At 68.4% G+C, this 25,434-nt stretch carries 21 protein-coding genes; 12 read left to right on the top strand and 9 right to left on the bottom strand.

Translation table 11 applies throughout. From position 1 onward, the window contains the following. Nucleotides 1–92: 92 nt before the first annotated feature. Together AC50YM_RS08245 and AC50YM_RS08240 are read right to left on the bottom strand one after the other, a co-directional pair. Entirely contained in the window at nt 93–773 is a 681-nt protein-coding gene (locus AC50YM_RS08245; protein ID WP_494956484.1) for a hypothetical protein, read from the bottom strand. Nucleotides 774–879: 106 nt separating this feature from the next. Beyond that, nucleotides 880–1,749, bottom strand: coding sequence for a universal stress protein (locus tag AC50YM_RS08240; protein WP_494956483.1), 870 nt, complete (start codon nt 1,747–1,749; stop codon nt 880–882). Nucleotides 1,750–1,912: 163 nt separating this feature from the next. Here AC50YM_RS08240 and AC50YM_RS08235 point away from each other — a divergent pair, with 163 nt between their 5' ends. Continuing rightward, on the top strand, nt 1,913–2,938 hold the full coding sequence (locus tag AC50YM_RS08235; protein WP_494956482.1) for a hypothetical protein: 1,026 nt from the start codon (nt 1,913–1,915) through the stop codon (nt 2,936–2,938). Here the strand turns inward: AC50YM_RS08235 and AC50YM_RS08230 are convergent. From AC50YM_RS08230 to AC50YM_RS08215, 4 genes are all read right to left on the bottom strand, one after another. Continuing rightward, nucleotides 2,935–4,248, bottom strand: a complete 1,314-nt coding sequence (locus AC50YM_RS08230; protein WP_494956481.1) for an erythromycin esterase family protein — start codon at nt 4,246–4,248, stop codon at nt 2,935–2,937. The genes AC50YM_RS08235 and AC50YM_RS08230 overlap by 4 nt on opposite strands. Further along, nucleotides 4,245–5,627: an MBL fold metallo-hydrolase RNA specificity domain-containing protein gene (locus tag AC50YM_RS08225; protein ID WP_494956480.1), complete on the bottom strand. Its 1,383-nt coding sequence runs from the start codon at nt 5,625–5,627 to the stop codon at nt 4,245–4,247. Before AC50YM_RS08225 ends, AC50YM_RS08230 begins: the two co-directional genes overlap by 4 nt. 267 nt (nt 5,628–5,894) lie before the next feature. Continuing rightward, nucleotides 5,895–8,015 carry a L,D-transpeptidase family protein gene (locus AC50YM_RS08220; RefSeq protein ID WP_494956479.1) on the bottom strand — a complete coding sequence of 707 codons (2,121 nt, stop codon included), beginning with the start codon at nt 8,013–8,015 and terminating at the stop codon, nt 5,895–5,897. Continuing rightward, nucleotides 8,012–8,176 carry a hypothetical protein gene (locus AC50YM_RS08215; protein WP_494956478.1) on the bottom strand — a complete coding sequence of 55 codons (165 nt, stop codon included), beginning with the start codon at nt 8,174–8,176 and terminating at the stop codon, nt 8,012–8,014. Before AC50YM_RS08215 ends, AC50YM_RS08220 begins: the two co-directional genes overlap by 4 nt. Nucleotides 8,177–8,789: 613 nt before the next feature. Between AC50YM_RS08215 and AC50YM_RS08210 the strand changes: the two genes are divergently transcribed. Beyond that, nucleotides 8,790–10,562: a long-chain-fatty-acid--CoA ligase gene (locus AC50YM_RS08210; RefSeq protein ID WP_494956477.1), complete on the top strand. Its 1,773-nt coding sequence runs from the start codon at nt 8,790–8,792 to the stop codon at nt 10,560–10,562. A gap of 9 nt (nt 10,563–10,571) precedes the next feature. Here the strand turns inward: AC50YM_RS08210 and AC50YM_RS08205 are convergent, their stop codons facing one another. Further along, nucleotides 10,572–11,084 carry a TspO/MBR family protein gene (locus tag AC50YM_RS08205; RefSeq protein WP_494956476.1) on the bottom strand — a complete coding sequence of 171 codons (513 nt, stop codon included), beginning with the start codon at nt 11,082–11,084 and terminating at the stop codon, nt 10,572–10,574. Between the two features lie 220 nt (nt 11,085–11,304). On the opposite strand from AC50YM_RS08205, the gene AC50YM_RS08200 reads away from it, so the two are divergent. Beyond that, a complete protein-coding gene (locus AC50YM_RS08200; protein ID WP_494956475.1) occupies nt 11,305–13,656 on the top strand; it encodes an FdhF/YdeP family oxidoreductase in 2,352 nt (783 codons plus the stop codon). Between the two features lie 239 nt (nt 13,657–13,895). Here the strand turns inward: AC50YM_RS08200 and AC50YM_RS08195 are convergent, their stop codons facing one another. After that, complete coding sequence (locus AC50YM_RS08195) at nt 13,896–14,213, bottom strand: DUF6457 domain-containing protein (RefSeq protein ID WP_494956474.1); 318 nt, start codon at nt 14,211–14,213, stop codon at nt 13,896–13,898. Nucleotides 14,214–14,489: 276 nt separating this feature from the next. Then, nucleotides 14,490–15,479, bottom strand: coding sequence for a LysR family transcriptional regulator (locus AC50YM_RS08190; RefSeq protein ID WP_494956509.1), 990 nt, complete (start codon nt 15,477–15,479; stop codon nt 14,490–14,492). A gap of 119 nt (nt 15,480–15,598) precedes the next feature. Here AC50YM_RS08190 and AC50YM_RS08185 point away from each other — a divergent pair, with 119 nt between their 5' ends. Genes AC50YM_RS08185 through AC50YM_RS08145 form a run of 9 tightly spaced genes read left to right on the top strand, consistent with a single transcriptional unit; the run spans nt 15,599 to nt 25,270 of the window. Beyond that, nucleotides 15,599–16,477: an FAD binding domain-containing protein gene (locus tag AC50YM_RS08185; protein WP_494956473.1), complete on the top strand. Its 879-nt coding sequence runs from the start codon at nt 15,599–15,601 to the stop codon at nt 16,475–16,477. Between the two features lie 4 nt (nt 16,478–16,481). After that, nucleotides 16,482–17,042 carry a (2Fe-2S)-binding protein gene (locus AC50YM_RS08180; protein WP_494956472.1) on the top strand — a complete coding sequence of 187 codons (561 nt, stop codon included), beginning with the start codon at nt 16,482–16,484 and terminating at the stop codon, nt 17,040–17,042. Then, on the top strand, nt 17,039–19,432 hold the full coding sequence (locus tag AC50YM_RS08175) for an aerobic carbon-monoxide dehydrogenase large subunit (protein ID WP_494956471.1): 2,394 nt from the start codon (nt 17,039–17,041) through the stop codon (nt 19,430–19,432). Before AC50YM_RS08180 ends, AC50YM_RS08175 begins: the two co-directional genes overlap by 4 nt. Nucleotide 19,433: 1 nt before the next feature. Next, a complete protein-coding gene (locus tag AC50YM_RS08170) occupies nt 19,434–20,366 on the top strand; it encodes an XdhC family protein (protein ID WP_494956470.1) in 933 nt (310 codons plus the stop codon). Then, nucleotides 20,350–21,048: a nucleotidyltransferase family protein gene (locus AC50YM_RS08165; RefSeq protein WP_494956469.1), complete on the top strand. Its 699-nt coding sequence runs from the start codon at nt 20,350–20,352 to the stop codon at nt 21,046–21,048. Before AC50YM_RS08170 ends, AC50YM_RS08165 begins: the two co-directional genes overlap by 17 nt. After that, nucleotides 21,045–21,968 (top strand): AAA family ATPase, encoded by a 924-nt coding sequence (locus AC50YM_RS08160; protein WP_494956468.1) that lies wholly within the window; start codon nt 21,045–21,047, stop codon nt 21,966–21,968. The genes AC50YM_RS08165 and AC50YM_RS08160 overlap by 4 nt, the downstream gene beginning before the upstream one ends. Before the next feature lie 8 nt (nt 21,969–21,976). Then, nucleotides 21,977–23,239 (top strand): vWA domain-containing protein, encoded by a 1,263-nt coding sequence (locus tag AC50YM_RS08155; RefSeq protein ID WP_494956467.1) that lies wholly within the window; start codon nt 21,977–21,979, stop codon nt 23,237–23,239. Continuing rightward, nucleotides 23,239–24,150, top strand: coding sequence for an SRPBCC family protein (locus AC50YM_RS08150; protein WP_494956466.1), 912 nt, complete (start codon nt 23,239–23,241; stop codon nt 24,148–24,150). The genes AC50YM_RS08155 and AC50YM_RS08150 overlap by 1 nt, the downstream gene beginning before the upstream one ends. Next, a complete protein-coding gene (locus AC50YM_RS08145) occupies nt 24,143–25,270 on the top strand; it encodes an XdhC family protein (protein WP_494956465.1) in 1,128 nt (375 codons plus the stop codon). The genes AC50YM_RS08150 and AC50YM_RS08145 overlap by 8 nt, the downstream gene beginning before the upstream one ends. The last annotated feature ends 164 nt before the right edge of the window (nt 25,271–25,434 follow it).

The raw sequence follows: 25,434 nt of genomic DNA, 5'->3' as shown, positions 1-25,434 counted from the left end.
GGCTATCCTTGGGTCTGGGCGCTTAGTGTTTTGGCGCCGTCGCCTGGTCCGGGCGCTCACGCCTGGTCCGGGCGCCCACGCTGCCGCTGTCATCAGCCGGGCCGGCGGTCGGCCGTCCCGGCGTCGAGCATCCCGGCGATCTTCTCCTCCAGCGCGGCAAGCGTCGCGTCCGGCAACACAATCAGTCCGTCCAGTTCGCGCCGGGCACGCTTGTACGCCGTCTGCCGCTCCGCCGGGGTTGCCGCGGCGTCCGAAGCGATCCGCAGCAGCTTCCGGGCCGTGGCGAGGCGCTCCCGTTCCGGGCCGGTGAAGTTGCTGTCCCGGATCCGCCGGGCTTCCCGTTCGGCGACGTCGAACGCCAGCTCAAAACCGGTGACGGCTTCGCGGTACCCGGCCAGCTGCGCCGCCGTCGTGATGTCCCCGGGGGCTCCCGGACGCAGACCATCGGCCTGCCGCTTCGCACGCAGGAACGCCACAGTGAGCGGTTCGCGAACATCGGTCATGACTGGAAAGTCGATGAGTTTACCCACGTCAAGTTCGTACTCGAGCCACCGCCGGTTGACGGCGTCATGGCCCGCCATCAGCGTCCGGACCTGGGACTGGCTGGCCTGCTCCACCTCCGCTGCCCGGTTGCGAAGCCGGTACAGCTCCACCCGCCGCCGGTGCCGTCGTTCGCTGGCCCTGGACCAGGAGCGCGCCCAGCCCCCGAACAATCCGCTCAGCGGAAAAATGAGCCACCAGAAGTGCCCGACGAAATCGAAAAACGGCTGCACGGCATCATCCTCCCATCCGTTCCCGGGCGGGCTCAAGAGTCCCGCCTAAAGGGAGTGCCCCCGCAACACGGGGCCACTCCCTTTCGGCGGTTCGCTGCTCCGGCGCTCAGCCCTCGTGCTTGACCTTGTGCAGCCTCGTCACGACGGTCGGGCACGGCACATTGAGCAGCACCGCGTGGGCCGTGGAACCCAGCACCATGCGGGAGAAGCCACCCCGGCCGTGGCTGCCAATCACGAGGAGCCGCGCCCCCTTGGCGGCGTCGACCAGTGCTTTGGCGGGCTCTGCGTCGGTCTCCAGCCGCTGATGGATCACGAGGTCCGGGTACTTGTCGGCCAGTCCGGCAACGGATTCAGCCAGGACAATCCGGTCCTCCTCGAGGATCGATTCGGCGAGCCCGCTGTTCGGCAGCTGGTTTTCGACCCAGCGGGCCGGCCTGCGGAAGGCGAGGACCACGGTCAACTCGTCGCCGCCCCGGTCTGCCTCCGCCGCGGCGAAATTCACTGCCTGCAGGGACTCTTCCGAGCCATCCACACCAACCACGACCCCGCGGTCCGCGGCGCCGCGCTTCAGCGGGACAACGGCCGCGGGGACTTCCGAGGCGGACGCGATCTGCAGGGCCCGGTCCGTCAGGGGACCGCCGTCCATCCAGTGCTTGTCATGGCCGCCAACAATCACCATGGAGGCTTCCTTGGAGACCTCCCGAAGCACCGAGCCGGCGCTGCCATGCCGAAGCTGGACGTCCACCGTCACGTCCGGAGCCTGCTCCCGGGCCCGGTCCTGCGCCTTCTGGAGGAGCTCCATGCCCGACTGCCGGATGAGCTCGTGGTACTGGAAATCGGGGGACATCCAGCGGTCGTCCACGGCGTGGATGGCGGTCACCGGAAGCTTGTCCCGCGCCGCCCGCTCAAGCGCCCACGCCAAGGCGGCCTCGCTTCCGGCCGATCCGTTAATGCCGACGACGATTGGCTTGCTCATTCTGAATCCTGCTCTTTTCCATGGCGCGGTCTATTGCTGCATCGCGTGAACCGGGCGGCAGCACGAAAAGTGCGCCGGCACTTCAGTGTGCGCGCCGGGCCTACCTCCGGTTAGGGCCTTAAGCCCCTCACGCCCCCAGATCCGCCGTGCGTACCGTCGAGCCATGGAGCAGGACGCGTTGCTGCCCGCCATTGCGTGGTTGGCGGCATCGGAAGAACCTGCCGTGCGCCGCGCGGTGCGGCTGGAATTTCTTGGCGCCCCTTGGTCCGGAGGCCCGGTGAACCACGGCAGGATTGTGTCCTCGCGGCTGTCCGGGCGGCAGCCCGACGGCGGATTCGGAGTGCACCCTTACCGGAAATGGGCGGGTGCGCACTGGCGGCTGGTCTCCCTCGTCGACCTCGGCGTCACGGCAGCGGATGCCCCTTCGTTGCTGGACGCGGCCGGCACGGTGCTGGAGTGGCTGCAAGGGGACCAGCACCGCAGCCGGATCCGCAGCGTCGGCGGGCTTACCCGCCGCTGCGCCTCACAGGAAGGCAACGCCCTGTACGTCTGCAGCCTGCTCGGGATGGCCAGGGATCCGCGGGTGGCGGCGCTGGCCCACGATCTGGTCCACTGGCAATGGCCCGACGGCGGATGGAACTGCGACGTCGACGCGAGCGGCCGCCGGTCCTCCTTCCACGAAACGCTGCCCGCCGCCAAAGGGCTCCACGCGTACTGGGAAGCCAGCGGCGATCCCGATGCCCGGGCCGCCGCGGATAGGGCGGCGGAGCTGTTGCTGGCACACCGGCTCTTCAAATCCTCCTCCACCGGGCGCCCCATCGACCCGCGCTGGGTCAAGCTCCGGTACCCGGAGTTCTGGCACTACGGCATCCTTCCGGCCCTGCTGCTGTTGTCCCGGATGGGGCTGCTCGGGGACCCCCGCACTGCCGAGGCCACCGCGCTGCTGCGCGGCAGGATGCTGCCCGACGGACGCTGGCCCGTCGAGGGCGCCTGGTGGAATCCGCCGGGGGCGAAGGGCCAGACGGATGTCACTGACTGGGGCCGGACCGGCCCGAACGAATTCGTGACCCTCAGCGCGGTCCGGATCCTCGCCCGCGGTCCGGTGCCGGCGGCGGCCGCACCGGCCCAGACTGCACAGACCCCGGCAGGGACCCCGGCTGCAATGGCTCCGGCCTCCGCAGTGGATTAGAAGCCGGTCGGTTCGGTCTCGAACTCCTGTTCCCGGGGCGGGCCCTCGTGGTGCAGGGGACGCAGAGCGGCGGTGCGCTCAAACCAGATCAGCGCGTCGTAGCGCTCGCCGATCCGGGTCGGAACGTAGTTCCCGAGCTCTCGCTCCGGATGGTAGACCACACCGATCGCGCGGTGGCCGAGCCAGGTGGACAGCCACGGACCGGACCTGCCCTCGCCGAAGTCCAGCACCGACGGCACGCCCAGGACCTCGTGCAGGAAGTCTTCGTGGCTTCCCGGGCGGGCCGGCGGCACCGGCATGATGCGCTCCGGGCGGCCCCAGGCCTCCGCGGCGATCACCTCGCCCCGGTGGGATGCCAGGCCGACCAGCATCACACCGTCCGCGGCGTGACGTTCGCGCAGCAGCTGGCCCACGTTGACGAGTCCGTCCTGGGCCATGTCGGTCGCGCGGGCGTCACCCACGTGCGTGTTGTGCTCCCAGATCAGGCCTTTGGAGGCGGGTCCCAAGTGCTTGCTGAGCCGGTCGATTGTGTCGGCCATATGGTGGTCCCGGACGTTCCACGACTGCCGGTCGCCGCGGACCATGATGCGGTAGTAATGCTCGGCGTTCGCGGCGACCTCAGCGTTCTGCACGGCGTCGAAGGCTCCCTCGCCCTGCGCTCCCGGGCTGGACACCCGGTTCCTGACCTCGGTGAGGAGCGCGACGACGTCCGCTTCGCAGGACTGCGGCACCAGCCTCGTGCTCCAGGCGTACTTGTGCGGGTCCTCCTGGTGCGGCTGGAAGCACTGCCAGGCGCGCATGGCCGCGGGGACGGCGTCGGGAACGTTGTCCCCGAGCCAGCCGATGATCTCGCGGAGCGAATCCCACAGCGAGTACACGTCCAGCCCGTAGAAGCCGACCCGCTGGCTCATCGGCCGTCCGAGATTCCAGCCGCGGAGCCAGTCCAGGAAGGCTGCGACTTCCTCGTTCGCCCACATCCAGGTGGGCCAGCGTTCAAAGCCGCCGAGCAGGGCATGGACGCCCTGGTCCTGCCCCGCCTCGCCCCGTACCCAGCGGTTGATCCGCCAGCAGTCGGGCCAGTCGCCCTCCACCCCGATCCAGTTGTAGCCTTCTTCCTCGATCAGGCGCCTGCTGAGGGTGTCGCGCGAGGTGTAGAACTCGTGGGTGCCGTGGCTGGCTTCGCCGATGGCGACGAAGCGGCAGTCTGCCGCACGCCGGACCAGGCCGTTGAGGTCCCGGTCCGTCTTCAGCGGCCGGGCCAGCGCGTGGATTTCCGCCAGGACCGCCGATTTGGCGACGCCGGATGTCATCGGGGCTCCTCGATGGAGATCTGTTCAAGGTGTTCGGGGACCCGGGCACGCCAGCCAAGCTCGCGCTTGATCCTGAGTCGCAGCGCATCCGAGGCGTCAGGTTCGCCGTGGGTGATGTAGGTCATCCGGGGTTCGCTCGCCGCAGCCTTCATCCAAGAAATGATTCCGTCGGAGTCTGCATGGGCCGAGAGGCTTTCCATCTGGATCACCTCGGCACGGATCTTGACGTCTTCGCCGTAGATCCGGAGCTCGCGTTCGCCGGCTGCCAGGCTGGCGCCGCGGGTCCCGCCGGCCTGGTAGCCGCTGAGAATCACGGCGTTCTTTGGGTCCGGTCCGTAGGCGGCCAGATGGTGCAGGATCCGCCCTCCGGTGAGCATTCCGCTGGCGGAGATGATGATCATCGGACCGCCGCGGAGATTCAGCAGCTTGGACTCGTCGACGGAGCGCGTGAGCTGCGCAACTTTGTACATGTTCAGGTATTCCTGCTCCTTGAGCCGGTGTTCCTCGGGGTGCCGCTGGTACATCCCGGACGCATCAATGGCCATCGGGCTGTTGAGGTACACCGGGATGTCCGGGATCTGGTGCTTCGCGCGGAGGCGGGACAGGTACAGCATCAGGGTCTCGGCGCGGCCGACGGCGAACGCGGCGAACAGTACAACACCGCCACGCTTAGCGACCCGGTTGATGATCTCCCCCAGCTGCTTTTCGGGATCCTCGGTGGAGTGCTTGCGGTTCCCGTAGGTCGACTCCGTGACCAGCACCCCGGCCTCGCCCAGGGGGCGGGGCGGGTACATCAGCGGGTCGTCCGTCCGGCCCAGGTCCCCGGTGAAGTGCACCGACTGCGAGCCGATCCGTATGTGGACCTGCGCGGCGCCCAGGATGTGGCCGGCCGGCACGAACGTCATTTCCATTCCGCCACCAAGGTCTACCGGATCATCAAAATCGGTGACCTTGAAACTGTTAAGGGATTTGACTGCGTCGGCAGCGGTGTAGACCGGCAGTGCCGGAATGTGCCGGGACGACCCCCGGTGCATGGCGTAGCGGGCCTCCTCCTCCTGCAGGTACCCGCTGTCGGGCAGCAGCAGCTTGCACAGGTCCGTGGTGCCGTCCGTGGCGATGACCGGCCCGGTGAATCCGTCGCGCACCAGCGCAGGGACGTACCCCGTATGGTCCAGGTGCGCGTGGCTGAGGACCACGGCATCGATCGAGGCCGGCGGGACCGGGAAAGGGACCCGGTTCCGCTCGCGGCTGCGTTTGTAGCCCTGGAAGAGGCCGCAGTCCACCAGCACCCGGGTGCCGCCGGACTCCAGCAGATATCGGGAGCCGGTGACGGAGTCGGTGGCTCCGAGGAAACGGAGGGTGGGCTGCTGGTGCTTCATGGTGCTCCCGTTCCCGGATGGAATGACCGACTTCGGAATGACCTGCATCGGCACGACGGGGGCACAGTCGGCCCGCGCTTGCCATGTACCCCCAGCTTCCGCCCGGGCCGGACCGGCCCGTAGGGCCAAAGGTCACAACGCCCTGCGTCCTTCCGCGGACGAAAAAACCGCCGGAGTTTGTCGGGAAAATCCCGATATCTCCGGCGGTTCGTTCGTGATTTACGCCTGTCTTTGGTTTATTCAGTTTTGAGAGAAGGTGTTCCGGGTTTAAGAGAAGATATCCCGGGCCACTCCCATGATGATTCGGTCCCCCGGCACGGACTTCCGCAGGTAGTCCTCCACTGCCCAGTCATCCAGCGCAATACAGCCGGCGGTTGGTACTTTATGCTCGTGAAGGAAGATCGCGAAACCGGCGTCCTGCACAATTTCCGAATCCGGCGGCCGGTTGTAATTCAGTACTGCCCCTTGGCGATAGTCGTGTGACCGGCCCGTGGCAAAATACCACATGTTCTCATCCCAGCCCACCCAGGACGTGGACTCGAAGTACTTGTTATAGGTGGCTGTCCACGGGTTCCCGCCCCATCGTGAGTTGGGGTTTAGCAGCTTATATGGAAGCGCCGTCCCCGGGTTGCCGAGGCCGAAGGCCTCTGTCACCGAGTATGAACCCGTGGGCGAGAAGTTGTAGCGCGTCGGTCCGGACGGGACGCCCGGCTGCTTGAAGCCGCTTGCGCCCACCCGCCCGTCGGTCCGCCAGTCAATCACATACGTTCCGGCAATCCGCTGGCAATAGACGACGGTCGCGTAAGACTGCCCGTACTCCGCTGCGTACGTCAGCAGTACGCGCTTGGCATCTCCGGTTGGGTACTTGATCCGGCCCTCGTTGAGGTTGGAGCACTCCGACCGCCCGAAGTCCTTCGACGACGATGGATCCCACGTGAGGTATCCGCCCTGGAATGATTGAACGCACTCGCCACCGGCGCACACTTCGGGTGTGGTCGGATAGCCCAAGTAGCTCGCGTGCCACCCCATCGACTCGTACTTCGCCTTCATTCCCCCGTAGACAGGCTGGGCCCCGGTCATCGGGGACCAGAAGATCAGTCCGCCCTGAAACCACTGGTAGCAGCCACCGTTGGATTGGTTGCAGACCTCGTTTTGGGTCGGGTAACCGAGGTACCCGGCGACGCCGCCCTGCTCCTGGTACCGGCCCTTGATCGCGCCGTTGACGGAACTCGCCCCGGTGGTCGCTGACCAGAAGATTGTCCCGCCCTGGTACTCCTGGCGACAGCCGGAGCCCGGAAGGCCACAAATTTCCCCGGAGACGGGGTAGCCCAGGCCGCCGTTCTCGTAGCCACGGTCTCCCCAACTCGCGCGGATGGCGCCGAGACTGATTTGCGCGCCGCTTGCCGGCGACCAAACGATTGTTCCGCCCTGGAAGTTCTGATAGCAGCCACTTGCTTTTAGCCCACACGTCTCTCGGGACGTCGGATAGCCTAATGTTCCCAGTTCAGCGGCTGTGCTCTGGTAGAGGCCGCCGACTGCTCCCGGGAACCAGACGCCGAAAGCACCGGAACCTGATGACCAGACGATCTTGAACTGACCAAACTCCTGGACGCAACCCCCGTCCTTCAACGTGCAGACTTCGGCCGACGTCGGATATCCGACGGCAGGATATCCACCGTAAAGTCCATACACAGCCTCGCCGATCGCACCCCAGGTCCAGACCTGCTGGTGACCGGCCGAAAGGGTCCAAGTCAGATCCATGCCCCGAGAGAACCGCTGGAAGCATCCGTTCGCGTCGCACGTTTCGTCCGTCACGGGGAAGCCGACGGTGTCCAGCGCCGCCGTTGCCTTCCATCTGGGGCCTGCCTGTCCGGCAGCAAAGAGAACCGCGTGGGCGCCGGTCGAGGGTGTGTAGTAGATCTCCCCCGAGTCAAAGGCCTCCACGCATAGACCGGCGGGATCACACTTCTCATTTGATGTGGGCTCACCCAAGGGACCGTTGGCGCCGCCAAGTTCATCCCATTTGGCGCCGATGGCCCCAAAGGGGACGAAGCCGGTAGCTTCGGTGCCGCCCGGGAGCGTGCCAGGGGTACTGCCCTCCGGCTCAGACGGAAGCGGAGTCTCGCTGTCCGTCGCGGGGGCCTCGGGCTGTGGAGTGGACGCCGGCGGTGTCACCGGCGCCGATTCCGTGCTGGTTGGCGTCGCCGATGCCGTCGCAGTAGGCATCGCAGTGGCGGCGGGCGCCGCGCCTGGGCTTGTGGCAGGCCCCGGCGTCCCGGGGACAGGCGAGGATGTGGCCTGGGCGGGGAGCGCAATCCCGGCCACCACCAATGATGACATCACGACCATGATGGCGGCTTTGGACAGGGATTTCGGGATCCGGGTCATTTTGAGACCACCGCCTCGCAGATTGCCCCCACAGGTGCGGCCGATGCGAAGTGATCCGCGCGGACCGTGGCCTTGGCGCCGGGGGCGACGATTTGCTCGATCATGGCGTGGCCGGCAGGGCTGCTGGTCGTGCCCACAGCGACGGCCACAGTGAACTTCACTTCCTTGGCACCAGCATTCGTCAAGGTGCCCGAAAAGGACCACGAACCAGCTGCGTCAGGTTCGCAAGTGACGTCACTGAGGGCGTCCGTTGCCAAGGCGGACGGCGTTGGCACTCCTGACGCTGATGACGCCGGGCTGGAGGATGGCGGTGCATTCGTGGAATCTGACGGACCACTTGAGGTCGGAGCCTGAGAGGCGGTCGGTGGATTGGACGCTGGCGGACTACAGGCGGCCAAGGCAATTAGACCCACCGCGCACCCCCCAAGGAGCGGTGTCCATTTGTACATTTTCCCTCCAAAGTAATGACAAGCCCAGGCGCCGGACAAATAGTTTCTCCGAATGTGCTAGTAAGACTTTGGGCAGGCTATCAGAAATGTTGTGCGCACCACCGTCACACTCTCCTAAATGTCAAATCGTTGTCATGGCGCAATTCCACGCTTCAGCAGCCATTTACAGCACGGACGGGCCGGTCAATTAGTCCCGACTCGACAATATTGTCAATGGCCGTTCAGAAGTCAGGGTGAATGCGCCGCAACCCGGCACCGGTAGGATTTTCCCGGCAGGCCTTGTGGCTCGCAAACACTCGGCGGAATCCAGCGGCAAGGACTGATGATGAAGAAGAAATCCCTGCGGACTGCGCCCAAGGGCACAGCAGCGACGACCGGGCAGCCCTGGCGTGACCGCCCGTGGACGAAGTCCTACGGCCCGGGTGTTCCGGCGAACCTGGTGCTTCCCCAGGGTTCCCTCGTGGACCTCATGGACGCCTCCGTGCGGCGCTACGGATCGAAGACGGCACTGGAGTTCTTTGGCGCCCGCACGAGTTACCGGGAGCTCGGCACCCTGATCCGGCGGGCCGCCGCCGGCCTGGAAAAACTGGGTGTCAAGGCCGGCGACCGGGTTGCCCTGGTGATGCCGAACTGCCCGCAGCACATCGTTGCCTTCCACGCCGCGCTGCGCCTCGGCGCCGTCGTGGTCGAGCACAACCCCCTCTACACGGACCGGGAACTGCGCCACCAGTTCGAGGACCACGGCGCCGCCGTCGCGATTGTCTGGGACAAGGCCGTGCAGCGGGTCCGCCAGCTGCCGCCCGACGTCGGGCTCCGCAGCATTGTCTCAGTCGAACTGATCCCCGCGATGCCGCTGCTGCAGCGGCTGGCCCTGCGGCTTCCGGTTGCCGCGGCCCGCAAGGCCCGCGCCGCCCTGACGGTCGGCAAACACGAGTCAAAGGGCCGGCCGGCGCCCGCCCTGCGGCCGGTGCTGCCGTGGCGCGAACTGCTCGGCGCCGGAGAGCTGAAGAAGAAGCACCCGCGGCCCGCCGCCAATGACCTCGCCGTCCTCCAGTACACCTCGGGGACCACCGGACTGCCCAAGGCCGCCATGCTCAGCCACGCCAACCTGCAGGCGAACGCCGCGCAGGGGCGCGCGTGGGTGCCGGGGCTCAAGGACGGCCGGGAAACGGTGTACGCGGTCCTGCCGATGTTCCATGCCTACGGCCTGACGCTCTGCATGACCTTCGCGTTGAGCATCGGCGCGAAGCTGGTTCTCTTCCCGAAGTTCGATGTTGACCTGGTGCTGAAGGCGCTCAAGAAGTCGCCGGCGACCTTCCTGCCGGCCGTTCCGCCGATCTACGACCGGATCGCCGCCGCCGCGGCGGAACGCGGCATCGGGCTGGAAAGCATCCGCTACTCCATCTCCGGCGCGATGAACCTGCCGACGGCGACCGTGGACACCTGGGAAAAAGCGACCGGCGGCCACCTGATCGAGGGCTACGGGCTGACCGAAACCTCTCCGATCGCGATCGGGAACCCGTTCGGGCCCAGCCGGAAGCCGGGAACCGTGGGGGTCCCGTTCCCGCTGACCGACATCCGGGTGGTGGATCCCCGGAACGTCGCGCTGGACCGCGCCCCCGGCGAGGAGGGGGAACTCCTGATCCGCGGCCCCCAGGTGTTCTCCGGCTACTGGAACCGGCCGGAGGAGACCGAGGACGCGCTGCTCGAGGGCGGCTGGTTCCGCACCGGCGACATCGTCTCGGTCGACGACGACTACTTCGTCACGATCCGGGACCGGATCAAGGAACTGATCATCACGGGCGGCTTCAACGTCTCGCCCAGCGAGGTGGAGGACGTTATCGCCACCTTCCCGGGCATTTCGGAAGTCTCCGTCGTGGGTCTGCCGCGCCAGGGAGGGGGCGAAGACGTGGTCGCCGCCGTCGTGCCGATTCCAGGCACCACGATCGATCCGGAGGCCCTCACGGCCTACGCCCGGGAACACCTCACCGCCTACAAGGTCCCGCGCCGGGTGGTGGTGCTCGATTCGCTCCCCCGCTCCCTCATCGGCAAGGTCCTCCGCCGCGAGATCCGGGACACGCTGGTGTCAGGTCGCTGACCTGAAGGGCTACCGCCGGCCACCCGTTCCGGGATTGAGCCGTGCGATGGCCGTCGACAGGACGGTGGCGAATCCGCACCACAGCGCGTAGGGGGCCAGCGACACGCCGGCGGCCCGGTTCAGGCGGTAGGTCCGGCGCACCAGGTCCGCGCTGCTCGCCGCCAGCATGGCGCACTCCGCCGCGGCCAGCCACGGCCGGCGGGACCGCCAGAAGAGCCAACTCCACGCCGCGTTGAGGACGAGATTGGCGGCGAGGGCACCCCGGTAGGCGCGGATCTCCTGCCTTCGGGCCCAGCCACCGGGGGTGTCGGTCGTATCCGTGCTGTCGAGCGCGATGGCGGAACTCACGGCGAGGTCGGCGAAGAGGGCGGTCCAGACCACGGGAAAGGCAAGGGCGGGCGGCTGCCAGTCCGGTTTGCGCAGCCGCCGGTACCAGCTGCTGTCCGGGTCCGTCGCCACTCCCCCGGCGGCTGCCGTTGCGGCGGTCACCGCCGCCGTCCACAGCACTGTCGTCCGTTTCATCGCTGCTCCCCTGTTCCGTCAAGGCCGCCGTGGCCGTCGTCTCCGGTCGTTCCCGTCGTGTCCGGGCACAGTACCGCACCTGCTTGTAACGCCGCCGCCGGCGGCAGATCCCTTGCGGCACTCCGGGCCACCTGATAGGCCTGTAATACGCCTAAAGGTAGGGTGCGTACTAAGAGAAGCGCCAGCCTGGACAGGCGGCGGCTGTGGAAGGGAAGTACACGTGACCCGCAAGAATCCCCAGGTCGAGGAATACGACGACAAGGACCTCGTGGTCGGAGACGGCCCCAAGGACTGGGCTGCCGGCATCCCCGGCGTGCTGCACTCGATGAAGCCCGCGATCGAACAGATGGGCCTGAACCGGACACGCAAGACCGTGCTGGCGATGAACCAGAAGGACGGCTTCGACTGCCCGAGTTGCGCGTGGCCGGATCCTGGCCACCGCAAAGCCTTCGAGTTCTGCGAAAACGGCGCCAAAGCGGTCACCTGGGAGGCCACCCCGGTGGTCATCGGACCTGAGTTCTGGGCCGAGCATGCCGTGAGCGAGCTGCGGAAACAGTCCGAGTACTGGCTGGGGATGCAGGGCCGCCTCACCGAACCGGTCCACAAGCCGGCCGGTGAGGACCATTACAAGCCGGTGACCTGGCCCGAGGCGATCCGGATCATCGCGGACAAACTCACGAGCCTGGACTCACCGGACGAGGCCGCGTTCTACACCAGCGGCCGGACGTCCAACGAGGCTGCCTTCCTGTACCAGCTGATGGTCCGCGGCTACGGGACCAACAACCTGCCGGACTGCTCCAACATGTGCCACGAATCCTCCGGCTGGGCGATGGGCCAGACCATCGGCATCGGCAAGGCGACCGTCAGCTTCGACGACTACGCCAAGGCGGACCTGATCATCATCATGGGCCAGAACCCCGGCACCAACCACCCGCGGATGCTCACCGAACTGGAAGCCTGCAAGGAAAACGGCGGCGAAATCGTCGCCGTCAACCCCCTGCCGGAGGCCGGCCTGCGGCGGTACAAGAACCCGCAGAAGGTCAAGGGGATCGTGGGCCACGGAACGGAAATCGCGGACCAGTTCCTGCATATCCGCATTGGCGGTGACATGGCGCTGCTGCAGGCGGTCTCCAAGCGCGTGCTCGACGCCGAGGCGAAGAACCCCGGCACCGTCCTGGACCACGCCTTCCTCGCCGAGCACTGTGAAGGGCTCGAGGAGCTCAAGGAGCACCTGGCCCTGCTGGACGAGCAGGCGGTCCTTGCCGCAACGGGCCTGCGCGCCGAGGAAATTGATGAGCTCGCCGCCCGCTACCTCAAGGCCGACAAAGTCATCATCACCTGGGCCATGGGCATCACGCAGCAGAAGAAGGGCGTGGCCACCATCAAGGAGATGATCAACCTGCTCCTGCTGCGCGGCAACATGGGCAAGCCGGGCGCGGGTGCCTCCCCCATCCGGGGCCACAGCAACGTCCAGGGCGACCGCACGATGGGCATCTGGGAGCAGATGCCGCAGTCCTTCATGGATGCCCTCGGCGAGGAGTTCGGCTTTGAGCCGCCCCGCGATCACGGCGTGGACGCTGTGGAAACCATCAACAAGATGCGCGACGGCGGGATCAAGGCTTTTGTGGCCCTCGGCGGCAACTTCGTTGGCGCCATCTCCGACACCAACGCCACCGAAGCCGCCATGCAGAACACGGAACTGTCGGTGCAGATTTCCACAAAACTCAACCGGTCCCACACCGTGACCGGTGCTGAAGCGCTGATCCTGCCCACCATGGGCCGGACCGAGATTGATATCCAGGAATCGGGGCCGCAGTTCGTGTCCGTTGAGGACACCGTCTGCGCCGTGCACCCCTCGCGGGGCAGTGTGGAACCGGTCTCGCACCAGCTGCTCTCCGAGCCGGCGATCGTCAGCCGGCTGGGCAAGGCGCTGGTCGGGGACAGGATCAGGGCCGACTGGGACGGTTTTGAGAAGAACTACGACCTCATCCGGGACCACATCTCTCGGGTCGTCGGCGGCTGCGAGAACTACAACGAGCGGATCCGGCACGAGGGCGGCTTCATCCTGGCGAACGGTCCGCGGGATTCCCGGACCTTCCCCACGCCGACCGGAAAGGCGGTGCTGACGGTCAATGAACTGGAGCATGTGGAGAAGCCGGCAGGCACGCTGATCCTGCAAAGCATGCGCTCCCACGACCAGTTCAATACCACCATCTACGGCCACAACGACCGCTACCGGGGTATCAAAAAGGGCCGCCACGTGGTGTTCGTGAACCCGGAGGACATCACGGAACTGGGTCTGGCCGACGGAATGTTCGTGGATATCCGCGGCGAGTACCAGGACGGCGCGGAACGGATGCTCCGGAAGTTCCGCGTGGTCTCCTACCCGACCGCGCGCGGCTGCGCGGCCGCCTATTACCCGGAAGCCAACGTCCTCGTGCCGCTGAACCACACCGCCGAAGGCAGCAACACGCCGGTGTCCAAGGCCGTGATCGTGCGGCTCGAACCCAGCGCTGACCAGACCCCGGACGGCTCCACGGCCGTGGCAACCGGCGCGGCCCGCACCCAGTAAGTCGCCCACCCGCGGGACATGCCCAGTCTTGGCACATGCCCAGCCCTGGGCGCGGCCACTGGACATAGTGCCTAGATGTCCAGTCCCGGACGCAAACGGAGGGCATGTCCCGCGGAGCTTGATTGCCGCTCCGCGGGACATGCCCAATGTTCGCGGCAGCCACCGGACATAGTGCCTATATGTCCATCCCTGCGCCCGCGGGGAGGGCATGTCCCCCCGGAACGGAGGCTGGCTGCGGGCTACTGGGCCCGCTTGGCCCAGCCCTCTTCGTCGGGGCCGCCGGACTCGCCGTGTTCGCAGAGCTCGAGCACCTTGTTGGAGGCGGCGTGGACGGCTTCCTGGGTGCTCTTCCGGCCGTTAGTGGAAGCCGTTCCCGCGGCGTAGCCGACGATGAAGGCGCTGATGGCGTCCGCGTGCGGCCCGACGGCCTTCCGCGACTCGTCCGCCACCTGGACGATCTTCTCGTGGTCCACTTCAAGGTCAAGGATCTGCAACGCCTGGATCAGTCGGGCGCTCCAGTGCCGCAGTGAGCTGTCTTCGTCCCGGGGCAAAGTCATTGGTGCTCCTCTTCGTAGGGGTGTCTGTCGATCCTATTCCCCCACGAGGGTCAGCACGGGGAAACGGGCTGAGCAATGCGGCCTAAGCAAAGCTCCGCAATGCGGCGCAGCCAATGCGGCGCAGGCAATGCGGCGGAGGCAAAGCTCCGCAATGCGGCGCAGGCAACGCGGCGGAGGCAAAGCTCCGCAATGCGGCGCAGGCAACGCGGCGGAGGCAAAGCTCCGCAATGCGGCGGAGGCAATGCGGCGCAGCCAAGTGGCGTGTGGGAATCGGCGTCAGCTCCACAACGCAACGTGGAACTTCGATCCCCGGCGTTCCAGTCCCCGGGAGCCGCCGGGGGCAACCATCGCCGCCGTCGCGTCGGCGGTGCCGGCGAAGCGCTGCAGCGTCCGCGCCATCGTGGTGGTCCGGTGGTTGTTTAGGGTGCTCGCCCACCACAGACCGGTGACCGGCGTCCCGACCACGGGCAGCCGGACGAGGACCCCGCTCTGCAGTTCGGTCCGGACGATGTGGACCAGCGCCAGCATGATGCCCTCCCCCGCCCGCACGGCCGCCAGCGCGTCCGTCTCACTGCTGAGCCGGATGATCTCAGGCACCACCCCCGTCGACGCCAGCCAACGGCCCTCCTCCGATGCTTCCTGGATCCCCGCCGGTCCGGCAAACCACGGCCGGTCCAGCAGCCGGGCCACGAAGACCGGTCCTGGCAACCGGGCCAGCGGATGCCCCGACGTCGCGACCAGGGCGCGCTGGTACCGCAGGAACGGAACGCAGTCCAGGCCCGGCTGGGTCCCGGCCGTCCCCACGCGGGCCACCGGCACCACCGGCCGGGCACCCAGTGCGATGTCGTACACCCGTTCCTGCAGCAGCGAGGCAAGATCCTCGGCGGACTCCACCACGACATCCACCAAGGCGCCCGGAAGACGCTTGGTAAAAAGGTCCAGCAGCCGGCCGGCCGCATGTTCGGCAAAAGGTGCGGTGGCAGCGATCTTCAGCCGTCCTGCGTCGTTCTTGGCGTTAGACACCTCCCAGCGGGCCCGGTCCGCCAGCCCGACGATATCCTGGGCGTAGTCGGCCAGCGCCCGGCCTCCCGGGGTCAGCGCAATGCCGCCCCCGGCGCGCACGAACAGCGGATCGCCAAGGTCCTGCCGGAGCGCCGCCAAGGCCGACGAAACCGCCGGTTCGCTGACGCCGAGAGTCTCAGCGGCGGCATGCAGCGAGCCGAGACGGGCCACCAGGGCGAACGTGCGGAGCTGGCTCAGTGTCATTGGCACGGCGTCATAACCTTTCGCTTATGACGATATTGACACTCCGTATCAGGCGGGGCAAGACTGGCCTGAAATCGGTGCTGCGCGACGTTGCCAGCGCCCTGGCGTGAGGTGGGACTATGCAGATTCCGGCTCCTTTCGACTACGTGCGGGCGACTTCCGTGGACAATGCCCTCGAACTCCTCTCGCGGCACGGCGCGGAGTCACGCGTCATCGCCGGCGGCCACAGTCTCCTGCCGATGATGAAGCTCCGGCTCTCCCGGCCCGAGTGGCTGATCGACATCAACGACCTCTACGAACTCGACTTCATCCTGCGCGACGGCGATAAACTGCGGATCGGTGCGCTGACGCGGCACACCACGCTCCTGGAGTCCGACGAAATCGCGGCGCTCTTTCCCATCGTGCGGGACGCCGAAGCCGTGATCGCCGATCCGGTCGTCCGGAACCGCGGCACCATCGGCGGATCGCTCTGCCAGGCCGACCCGGCCGAGGACCTGTCCACCGTGTGCAATGTGCTGGGCGCGGAAGCCGTGATCCGAGGGCCGGCCGGCGAGCGCATTCTGGCGATGGCCGACTTCCACCGCGGACCGTATGAAACGGCGGTGGGCCAGGACGAGCTGCTGTGTGAGCTCCGCTTCCCCATCCGCCCCCGGTCCGGCAGCGCCTACGAGAAGGTCGAGCGCCGGGTGGGTGACTGGGCCGTCGGTGCCGCGGGCGCGTCCGTGACCCTCGCGGCGGACGGCACCATCGCCGATGCCGCCGTCGGACTGACAGCCCTCGGGCTCGACCACACCGTCACCGCGGCGGCGGGGCTGCTTCGCGGCCAGCAGCCCCGGGAGGAGCTTTTCGTGGAGGCCGGGCTGCTCGCCGCAGCAGCCTGCGACCCGGTGGCCGACCAGCGCGGCCCGATCGACTACAAACGGCATCTCGCCGATGAACTCACCCGGCGGGTACTGCGACAAGCCTGTGCCCGCGCCGCCCGGACCCAGGAAGGCTGAGCCGATGCAGATCAGCATGACCGTCAACGGCAACGAAGTAGCGTCCGAGATTGAACCCCGCGTACTCCTGGTCCACTACATCCGCGAGGTGCTCGGCCTGACCGGCACCCACTGGGGCTGCGACACCAGCAACTGCGGGACCTGCGTGGTCCTGATGGACGGCCAGCCGGTGAAGTCCTGTACTGTCCTCGCGGCGATGGCTGCCGGACACGACATCCGCACCGTCGAGGGACTCGCCAGCGGGGCCACCCTGGACCCGGTCCAGCAGGGCTTCATGGAGGAACACGGGCTGCAGTGCGGTTTCTGCACCCCCGGGATGATGCTGACCGCCCGCGCCCTGCTCGACAAGAACCCGCACCCGGACAGCACCGAGATCCGGCAGGCCATCTCCGGGCAGATCTGCCGGTGCACCGGCTACGCCACAATCGTCCGGTCGGTCCAGTGGGCCGCCGCGCACCCGGCGGCCGGGGAAAGTGACGCCATGGTGGACGAGGTCATCGACGGCACGGACACCGTCGTCGAAGACGTTGCAGCGGAAACACAACAGGCAGAGGTGAAGGCATGACCGTCATCCACGAACGGCCCAGCAACCCGGCGGCCGGCGACGCGGACCGCCCGATTGGCTACGGCCGGATCCAGCGCAAGGAAGACCCGCGCTTTGTCCGCGGCAAAGGCAACTACCTGGACGACATTGTCCTGCCCGACATGCTGCACGGCGCGATCCTGCGCGCCCCCGTCGCGCACGCCCGGCTGGTCTCCATCGACACCACCAACGCCCTGGCCCACCCCAAGGTCCTCGCCGTCATCACCGGCAAGGACCTGTTGGGCCTCAAGCTCGCCTGGGCCCCCACCCTCTCCGCCGATGTGCAGGCCGTCCTCGTGACGGACAAGGTCCGCTTCCAGGGCCAGGAGGTCGCGTTCGTCGTCGCCGAGGACCGCTACGCCGCCCGCGACGCGCTGGAACTGATCGACGTCGAATATGACGTGCTGCCGCCGGTCATCGACGCCCGGAAGGCCCTCGACGCCGACGCCCCGGTGATCCGCGACGACATCGAGGGCCGGACCGACAACCGCATCTTCGACTGGGAAATAGGTGACAAGGCCGAAACCGAGGCTGTCTTCGCGAGCGCCGACGTCGTCGTCGCCCAGGAGATGGTCTACCCACGCGTGCACCCGGCCCCGATGGAGACCTGCGGCGCGATCGCCGACTACGACGCCGTCGACGGCAGGCTGACGCTGTACGAAACCACCCAGGCACCGCACGCGCACCGCACCCTGTTCGCGATTGTCGCCGGGATCCCCGAGCACAAGATCCGGGTGGTGTCCCCGGACATTGGTGGCGGCTTCGGCAACAAGGTCGGCATCTACCCCGGCTACATCCTGGCCGTCGTCGGGTCCATCGTCACCGGCAAGCCGGTCAAGTGGGTGGAGGACCGCTCGGAGAACCTGATGTCCACCTCCTTCGCCCGCGACTACATCATGCAGGGCGAGATCGCCGCCACCAAAGACGGCAAGATCCTCGCGGTGCGCACCAACGTCCTGGCCGACCACGGCGCTTTCAACGCCACCGCCCAGCCCACCAAGAACCCGGCCGGCTTCTTCTCCATCTTCACCGGCAGCTACGACCTGAAGGCCGCGTACTGCTCCGTCACGGGCGTCTACACGAACAAGGCACCGGGCGGCGTCGCCTATGCCTGCTCCTTCCGGGTCACCGAGGCCGTGTACCTGGTCGAGCGGATGGTGGACATCCTGGCCCGCAAGCTGGAGATGGACCCGGCGGAACTGCGGCTGAAGAACTTCATCAAGCCCGAGCAGTTCCCTTACGCCAACAAGACCGGCTGGGTCTACGACTCCGGCAACTACGAACCGGCCATGCGGCTCTCCATGCAGCTGGCCGGCTATGACGAGCTCCGCCGCGAGCAGCAGGAGAAGCGGAAGCGCGGCGAACTGATGGGCATCGGCATCTCCTTCTTCACCGAAACCGTGGGCGCCGGACCCCGCAAGCACTTCGACATCGTGGGCCTGGGCATGGCGGACGGCGCCGAACTGCGGGTCCACCCCACCGGCAAGGCCGTCGTCCGGCTCTCGGTGCAAAGCCAGGGCCAGGGCCACGAGACCACCTTCGCGCAGATCGTCGCCGAGGAACTCGGCATCCCGCCGGAGGACATCGACGTCGTCCATGGCGACACCGACCAGACACCGTTTGGCCTGGGCACCTACGGGAGCCGTTCGACGCCGGTGAGCGGCGGCGCCGTCGCCCTCGTCGCCCGCAAGATCCGCGAGAAGGCGAAGCTGATCGCCGCGGCCATGCTGGAAACCCGGCCGGAGGACCTCGAGTGGGAGAAGGGCCGCTGGTTCGTGAAGGGCGATCCCAGCGCGGGCAAGACCATCCCGGAAATCGCCATGGCGGCCCACGGCACCATGACGCTGCCCGAGGGGCTCGACGGCAACCTCGACGCCGAGGTCACCTACGACCCGCCGAACCTGACCTTCCCCTTTGGCGCCTACATCTGTGTGGTCGACATCGACCCGGGCACCGGGCACGTCAAGGTCCGCCGCTTCATCGCGGTGGACGACTGCGGCACCCGGATCAACCCGATGATCATCGAGGGCCAGGTGCACGGCGGCCTGACCGACGGCGTCGGGATGGCCCTGATGGAAATCATCGAGTTCGACGCCGACGGCAACTGCCTGGGCGGGTCCTTTATGGACTACCTGATTCCCACCGCGATGGAAGTCCCGGACTGGGAGACCGGCTTCACCGTCACCCCGTCCCCGCATCACCCCATCGGCGCGAAAGGCATCGGCGAGTCCGCCACCGTCGGCTCGCCCCCGGCGATCGTGAACGCCGTGGTCGACGCGCTGGCACCCTACGGCGTGGTGCATATGGACATGCCCTGCACCCCGGCCCGGGTCTGGGCCGCCATGCAGGGCCGGGCAAGGCCGCCGATCTGACATGACGCTGACTGGAGACTCCCTCACGGCCCGGGCGAACGACCTCGCCTCCCGCCGTGAGCCCTTTGTGCACGCCACGGTGGTCCGCGCCCAGCATCCCACCAGCGCCCACGCCGGCGACACCGCGCTGGTGCTGCCGAGCGGTGAGATCCAGGGGTTCGTCGGCGGAAACTGCGTCGAGTCCTCGGTGCGGGAGTACAGCCTGCAGGTTCTGGCGTCGCAGGAGCCCTTGCTGTTGCGGGTGGTCCCGGGCGAGCCGTCCCGCAGCGCCGGGGACGGCTCGGTTGAGGTCTCCAACCCGTGCCTGAGCGGCGGGGCCATCGAGATCTTCCTGCAGCCGCACATCCCGGCGCCCCGGGTTCTGGTGGTCGGCACCACGCCTGTGGCACAGGCGCTGGAGACCCTTGGTGCCGGCGTCGGCCTCGCCGTGGAACTCACCGACGGGGAATCGGCGGCACCGCGGGCCGACGACGCGGCGCTGATCGTGGCTTCGCACGGCAAAGCGGAGGAGGTGGCGCTCGAGGCGGCCCTGCGCGCCGGTGTGCCGTACGTCGCGCTCGTGGCGAGCGGGACGCGGGGCGCCGCGGTGCTGGAGTCCCTCGACGTCGACCCGGCGCAGCGCGCCCGCGTCTTCACCCCGGCCGGCCTGCGGCTGGGCGCCCGCACCCCCGGCGAGATCGCGCTCTCGATTTTGGCCCAGCTCATCCAGGAGCGGGCGGCGGCCCGGCACGCGGCCCCGGTGGCGCAGGCGGCACACGCGGCACAGGCGGAGCACGCAATGCCCACGGCGGTCGACCCGGTCTGCGGCATGACTGTCGCCGCGGCGGACTCCACGCTGCAGCTTGAGCACAACGGGGTCACCGTGTACTTCTGCTCGCCCGGCTGCCGCGCGGCCTTCCGCAAAGATCCGGAGCGCTATGCCCTCACCCTCTGAACGCACGGCCACGAAACACGGGACCGCCAAGCCCCGGACAGCGAAGCACCGCACCGCGGGGCTGATCCTGGCGGCCGGGGCGTCGCGGCGCCTGGGCCGGCCCAAGCAGCTGCTCCCCTACGGCCAGGGCGTCCTCCTCGACGCCGTGCTGGCGGCCGCCCGCGGCTGCGGCTTCGACCAGACCGTCCTGGCCCTGGGCGGTTCCGCCGCGGACGTGCAGAGCAGGGTCGACACCACCGGCTGCGAGGTGGTGCTCAACCCGGACTTCGGCGATGGCTGCTCCTCCTCGATCGCCGCCGGCATCGCCGCCCTGCACCCGGACCCGGACGCCGTGGTCCTGCTGCTCGGCGACCAGCCGGGGGTCGGGGGCGACACCGTGCGGGCACTGCTGGAAGTCCTGTTCGCCGGCGGGCCAGGCGACACCGGCGGGACCGGCAGCGGCCGTCCCGTCCCCGGCATCGCCGTCTGCCGCTACGACGACGGCGTGGGCCACCCCCTGGCGTTCACCCGGCGGTTGCTCCCGGAGCTGGCTGCCCTGCACGGCGACAAGGCCGTCTGGAAGCTGCTGGAAAAGCGCGCGGATGACGTCGTGGAACTCCGCGTTCCGGGCACCGTGCCGCCCGACGTCGACACTGAAGAGGACTACCGCCGGGTCCTGGCCGGCCTGGAGGGCGCGTTGTGAACCCGGCGGCGCGCTCCGGTGCGGAGGAGGATGTCCAGCGGCGGATTCCCGACGTCGCCTCCCTCGTCTCGGCGCTGGACAGCAACGACTACCTGGCCGACGTCGGGCTGGCCACGGCCCTGTTTCTGGCCGTCCGGCTGCCGCAGCCCATCCTGCTGGAGGGCGAAGCGGGCGTCGGCAAGACCGAGGCGGCGAAGGCCCTGGCCGAGCTGCTGGACACGCCGCTGTACCGGCTGCAGTGCTATGAGGGAATCGACGCCGGCGAGGCCCTCTACGAATGGAACCACCAGCGGCAGCTGCTCGGGATCCGGCTGGCCGAGGTACGGGACGCCGCCGTTACCGAAACGGACCTCTTCGGCCCGGAATACCTGCTGCGCCGGCCGCTGCTGCAGGCAATCGAACACCCCGGCCCGCGCCCCGCCGTCCTGCTGCTGGACGAGATCGACCGCGCCGACGCCGAATTCGAGGCCTTCACTTTCGAACTCCTCGCCGAGGCTGCGGTCACCATCCCGGAACTCGGCACCATCCGGGCCACCCACCCGCCGATCGTCATCCTGACCTCCAACCGGACCCGGGACCTGCACGACGCCCTCACCCGGCGTTGCCTCTACCACTGGATCGACTACCCCGGCCCGGCGCGGATCGCGGAAATCGTGCGACGCCGGGTGCCGGCCAGCAGCGGCGACCTGGCCCTGCAGGCCGCCGCGGTGATCACGAAGCTGCGCACCCTGGACCTCGCCAAACCACCCGGGATCTCCGAGGCCATCGACTGGGTCTCCGCGCTCGCCGTCCTCTGCATCAACCGGATCGATGCCGCCACCGCGGAACAGACGCTGGGCTCGATCGTGAAGAACCGCGACGACCTGGAACTGGTCGGTGCACGCGGGGCCGACTGGCTCGTCGCGGGCACGGGCGGGTGAACCCGTTGATGGCCACCACGCCGGTCCTGGCCACCGGACTGCCGAGGGTGGAGGCGGCCAGCCTCGCGGCGGCATTCATCACCGCGCTGCGCCGGGCCGGGCTGTCCTGCTCGCCGGACCGGGCTGTCCGGCTGGCTGAGGCCCTCCGCCTGGTTCCGCCCAGCGACGTCGACACGCTGTACTGGGCGTGCCGGGTGGTGCTGGTCTCGACCCGCGGGCAGCTGCCGGTTTTCGACGCCGTCTTCGCCGCGGTGTTCCGGGGCGGCTTCGATCCCGCCGCCCGGCAGGGCCGTACCGCAGTCCCGGCGGCGCCGCTGCCCGGGAGGCCGGAGGAGTCACGCACCCGGCCGTCCCCGGCCGAGGACCGCGCCCCGGGTCACACGCCGCCAACACTTCCGACGGCCCCAATGGTGGCCACCGCGGGGCCGGACAGCGGGGACCGCGGCACGCCGGAGCGGGAGGCCGTGCTGGCCGTGGCCTCGGCGGAGGAGCGGCTGCACGAGATGTCCTTCGCGAAGCTCTCCGACGAGGAAGTCCTGGAGATCAGGCGGCTGGCGTCCCGGCTGCTGCTCGCCACCCCGTACCGGTTGAGCCGCCGTACCCGCAAATCAGCCCACAGCAGCGCCCGGCTGGACGTCCGGGCCACGGTCCGGGCCGCCCGGCGCTCGGGTACCGACACCACCCGGCTGTTGTACGCACGCCGCCGCCAGCAACGCCGCAAGCTCGTAATGCTCTGCGATGTCTCCGGTTCGATGGAACCGTATGCCCGGATCTTCGTTTCGCTGCTGCAGGGTGCCGTCGCCACCGCCGGCGCCGAAGCCTTCGTCTTTTCGACCCGCCTGACGCGCCTGACCCGGCAGCTGGCGCTCCGCGACCCGGACGAAGCCCTCGCCCGGGCCGCGGTGGCCGCCCCGGACTGGGCCGGCGGCACCAGGATCGCCGAGAGCATCCGGCATTTCGTCGACGAACACGGCCGCCGCGGCCTGGCCCGGGGCGCCGTTGTAGTGATCTTCTCGGACGGCTGGGCCCAGGAGGACCCCGCCCAGGTGGCAGTCCAGATGGCGCGGCTGCGCCGCCTGGTGCACCGGATCATCTGGGTGAACCCGCGGAAGAGCGCCCCGGATTACCGACCTCTGGTGGGCGGCATGGCGGCGGCCCTGCCGTACTGCGATGATTTCGTCAGCGGACACAGCTACACGGCTTTGGCAGAGGTGGCAGCCGCAATCCGCGGCGCGGGCCGGCCGCCGATCAAGGGAAGAGGGAACAGCTAATGCAGATCAACAGTACTTTCTCGGTCGTCGCACCGATCGACACGGTCTGGGAGACCATCATGGACTTCGAGCGAGTGGCTGGCTGCGTTCCCGGCGCCAACATCCTGAACAAGCTCTCCGACGACGCATACCAGGTCGGCATGACGGTAAAACTGGGCCCGGTGAACATGCAATACAAGGGCCTGCTGAACGTCGTGGAGCGCAACGCCGCCGAGCACCGCGCCGTGCTGGGCGGCAAGGCCCAGGAAACCCGTGGCCAGGGGACCGCCGAGGCCACGGTGACCCTGCAGCTGACCGAAGAGGCCGGCGGCACAACCCGCGGCACTGTCAACGCGGACCTTTCCCTGTCCGGCAAGGCCGCCGCGATGGGCAAGGGTGTGATCGGCAGCGTCACCGAACAAATGGTGGCCCTGTTCGCCAGCAATCTACAGGTCATGATCACGACGCCGGGCGGCGCCGGAACCGAGGCGGCAGGCGGGGTCCCGCAGCCCCGGCCCGTGCCGATGGCAGCGGCGACGACGGGCGGGGTTCCGCAACCCGTGTCAGGGCTGGACGCGGAAGCCGAGGCTGCGTCTGCTGCGGCGAAGGTCGCCGCAGCGACGGCCCCGGCCCCGTCGTCCGAACTTCCCGGTCTGCCGCCGGCTGCCATGCCCGCGGCGGCCACGCCCGCGACCGCCCCGGTCAAATCGGCCGGCCCGCAGACTGCCGCCGCATCCGCCAGCGCCGCCGCCCCGGCCGGCAGCCTGGACGCCTTCAGCCTCGCAAAGGGGATCGCGGCCGAGCAGCTCTCCAGCCCGGCAAAGGTCCTGGCGCTCGTCGCCGTCGTGGCCTGCATCTCGTACTGGGCGGGCCGGCTCTCCGCGTTCCGGATGATCCGTGCGATCGGAAGGCTGAAGATCAACCGTGCGTGACGTGCTGGCAGCGATGATGCCGGGCTGGCAGAAAGGCGACACCGCCGGCCTGGCCACTGTCGTGAGCACCTTCAAGTCGGCCCCGCGGCTTCCGGGCGCGTCGATGCTCGTCACCGCCGAGGGGGAAGCCGTCGGCTCGGTCTCCGGCGGCTGCGTCGAAGGGGCCGTCTACGAGCTGGCCACGCAGGTCAAGGAGGACGGCACTCCGGTTTTGGTGCGCTACGGAATCAGCGACGACGATGCCTTCGCCGTCGGCCTGACCTGCGGCGGGATCATCGACATCTTCGTCGAGCCGGTCTCCCCGCAAACGTTCGCCGAACTCGACGCCGTCCGGCAGGACATCGCCGGTGAGCGGCGCGTCGGAGTCGCCACGGTCATCGATCACCCGGACGCCGGCTGGCTCGGCAAGCACCTGATCGTGCGGCCGGACGGTATTGAGGGGAACCTCGGGTCCGGCCGGGCCAACCAGGCCGTGGGCGATGACACCCAGGGGCTGCTTGCCGCCGGCCGCTCCGGGATCCTGAGCTACGGACCCGACGGTGAGCGGCTGGACACCGGCATGCGGGTCTTTTTCGCCAGCTACGCCCCGCCGCCGCGGATGCTGGTCTTCGGCGCGATCGACTTCGCCTCGGCGCTCACCCGGCTGGGAACCTTCCTGGGCTACCGCGTCACGGTGTGCGACGCCCGGGCCGTTTTCGCGACCCCTGCGCGCTTCCCGGACGCGGCGGAGGTGGTCAACGCCTGGCCGCACCGCTACCTCGCCGAACAGCTCGAAAAGGGCCTGGTCGACGAACGCACCGTTATGTGCGTCCTCACGCACGATCCGAAGTTCGACATTCCGCTGCTGGACGTTGCCCTGCGCGCCCCTCCAATCGCCTTCATCGGAGCCATGGGCTCGCGCCGGACTCACGCGGACCGGATCGCCAAGCTGCGCGAGGCGGGCCTCAGCGAGGAGGCCCTGGCACGGCTGCACAGCCCTGTAGGCCTTGATCTGGGCGCCCGGACCCCCGAGGAGACGGCAGTGTCCATCGCCGCGGAGTTCATCGCCAAGCAGTGGAACGGAAGCGGGGAACCACTCAGGCAGCTCGGTGAGCGCATTCACCACGACGAGCAGCATTGACCTGGCAGCGCTCTCCATGCCGCGATGTTGACGGCCCTGGTGCGGCGCTCGAGGCGTGGACGGCCCACGTCAGGGAGCGGACATTACGGACCTGCACGTCGGCTTGGGCGAAACTGCGTCGCCGGGGGGAAGATGTAGCCGTGCGGAGTGGGAGGACCCCCTCG

The organism is Pseudarthrobacter sp. RHLT1-30-1 (assembly GCF_059383415.1).
The sequence above is the reverse complement of the archived record's forward strand: the minus strand, read 5'-3'. Positions and strand labels throughout refer to the sequence as shown.